Source organism: Arthrobacter sp. 2YAF22_2 (assembly GCF_052114645.1).
GTDB lineage: Bacteria > Actinomycetota > Actinomycetes > Actinomycetales > Micrococcaceae > Arthrobacter.
Window position 1 is genome coordinate 1 of the sequence record NZ_JBFRFD010000607.1, and the last position, 1,937, is coordinate 1,937.

A 1,937-nucleotide genomic window follows, 5' to 3' on the forward strand; every position below is an offset into this window, starting at 1 on the left:
GGGCCATCGACGGCGGAATCGGACCGTACCCGTCCAGCACGGCCGGTTCCTCCGTGGCGCCCAGCAGCGACAGGGCCGGGACCATGATGAGGACCTGCGCCCGCGGCGACGGAACTCCACCCGCCACGCCCCCACCCGCACCACCGGCCACGCCGGTCAGGCTGTCGGGCATTCCGTTGGTGAGGAGCCAGCCCGCGGCGACGTCCGCGCGGAGCTGGCTGAGGTTTCTGGCCTCGTCGGGGCCCTGCAGGGCGCGGGCGGCGGCGGTGGTCCGGTCCCAGATCCCCGCGGCCGTGGCCGCCGGGAGGTAGGCCGAGAGCCAGGCCATGCCGTCCCGGTCCGGGGAGTATTCGATCCGGCGGTCCGTCGCGCTCTTGGCATGGCGTTCCTCGATGCTGACCGGGTGGTGGCGTTCGCGCCAGGCACGGGCCTTGGCGCGGAACCGGCCCGGCACGAGCTCCCCTGCCGGGCAGCCGCGCGCCGGGTCGGGCGCTGCCGGGTCCAGGAAGTGCGCCTCCAGGGCCGCCGTGCCGGCCGGATCCAGGCCGGAGGTTTCGTCGACGACGATCCGGGCGTGTTGCCAGGAAATCGTCCCGGCCTGCAAAGCGGCCAGGCTCACGGGCAGKCCCGTCGTCAACGCAAGGGACTCGGCGAGGAGCSCTCCGGCGGTTCGTTCGCTGACSGTCAGGACRCAGGCGACCTCGGCCACGACCGCCATTTCCTGCGCGGTGTGCTCCTGARGGGATGCCGCCGGCGCGGCCAGGGCCTCGGCSGCCCGCACGTACTCGGCGGCCAGCCTCGCCTTCAGCGCCGCGAACCGGGCCTCACCGCGGGCGRCCTCGGCCAGACCGTCCAGGCACGCCTCCGCCACAGCACGCAACGGATCCGCGTCGGGAGCGAAGTCGGCATTGGCGTCGGCGTGGGTGTCGGCACCGATCAAAGCAGCAAGCGCAGCAGCAGACGCGGCGACGGCCGCCACCGCCTCCCCGATCTCCGCACTCAAAACCACGCTGCTTTCCATACCCAAACACTACGAGGAGGCACCGACATTTAATGATCCGCACGTCCTTTGGTATCGCTTCGACGTTCCATCRTCGAGCGGGGGAGGAAGCGGCGGATTACCGGCGTTATGGGGGACAATCGTGAGTGACCACAAGGGGAGCGACGGTTGGGGGAGCGTCCGCAACACGGTCAGCGGGTGCGACATTCTTCAGACTCGTTCCGGCGCCTAGGCTCGGGCTATGCGCAGCGTGCGAGCTGATTCGAGAGATTCCGTTGGCGGTGATGACTCCGCGCCGATGTACAGGGTGCGCTTCTGGACTCCTCCTCCTGCACCGGATTTCGCCTGGTTAGTTGATGAATGGGATGTCACCGACGCCGAGCAGGTCACGGACGTCATCAAATGGGGCATAGAGGCGGCAAACGGAAATCCCTTCGAGGTTTTCCTTCGCTGGGAGGACCAACATTTCACAAGAGATGGACGGCCTGAGCCGTACTCGCGCTACGCGCTGATTTATGGACGGCCGGCCGACGAAACAACCACGATTGAGGTTGTCTACTCCGAGTCGCAGTAGATTTTTTAGAAGGCAACGAGCCGCCGTCGGAGCGAGAGGATGCCCACAAAGAGTCCGCCGGCGGCCGTCAGCACCAGTACGGCCACGTCCCGGCCCAGGTTGTCGGTTGACTGGTAGAAGACCGCCGCCTCCAACGCGTCCACGCCGTAAAAAGTTGGAGTGAAGTGGGCGATGGCCTGAATCCACTCGGGCAGGAAGGCCGCCACACCGATCCCGCCGCTGAGGAAAAACAGGTAGATCGCCACGTTGATGCCGGCCGCCGATACGGGTGCGATCCGGCGGAATATGCCGCCAAGGGCTGTCCCGACGCCGGCTGCCGCGAGCGCAATCAACCCAACCACTGCCAGGGCAGGAACCCAGTAC

3 protein-coding genes are annotated in these 1,937 nt (G+C 67.7%); 1 reads left to right on the forward strand and 2 read right to left on the reverse strand.

Going from position 1 to position 1,937, the window contains the following annotated elements:
• Positions 1–1,021 (reverse strand): DUF222 domain-containing protein (locus tag AB4Y86_RS17795; protein ID WP_441403482.1); only part of this gene is annotated, 1,021 nt, incomplete at its 3' end.
• Between the two features lie 220 nt (positions 1,022–1,241).
• On the opposite strand from AB4Y86_RS17795, the gene AB4Y86_RS17800 reads away from it, so the two are divergent.
• Positions 1,242–1,574 (forward strand): hypothetical protein, encoded by a 333-nt coding sequence (locus AB4Y86_RS17800; protein WP_441403483.1) that lies wholly within the window; start codon positions 1,242–1,244, stop codon positions 1,572–1,574.
• A 5-nt stretch (positions 1,575–1,579) separates the two neighbouring features.
• On the opposite strand, the gene AB4Y86_RS17805 is transcribed toward AB4Y86_RS17800, so the two are convergent.
• A partial coding sequence (locus AB4Y86_RS17805) for an ABC transporter permease (RefSeq protein WP_441403484.1) occupies positions 1,580–1,937 on the reverse strand: 358 nt, incomplete at its 5' end.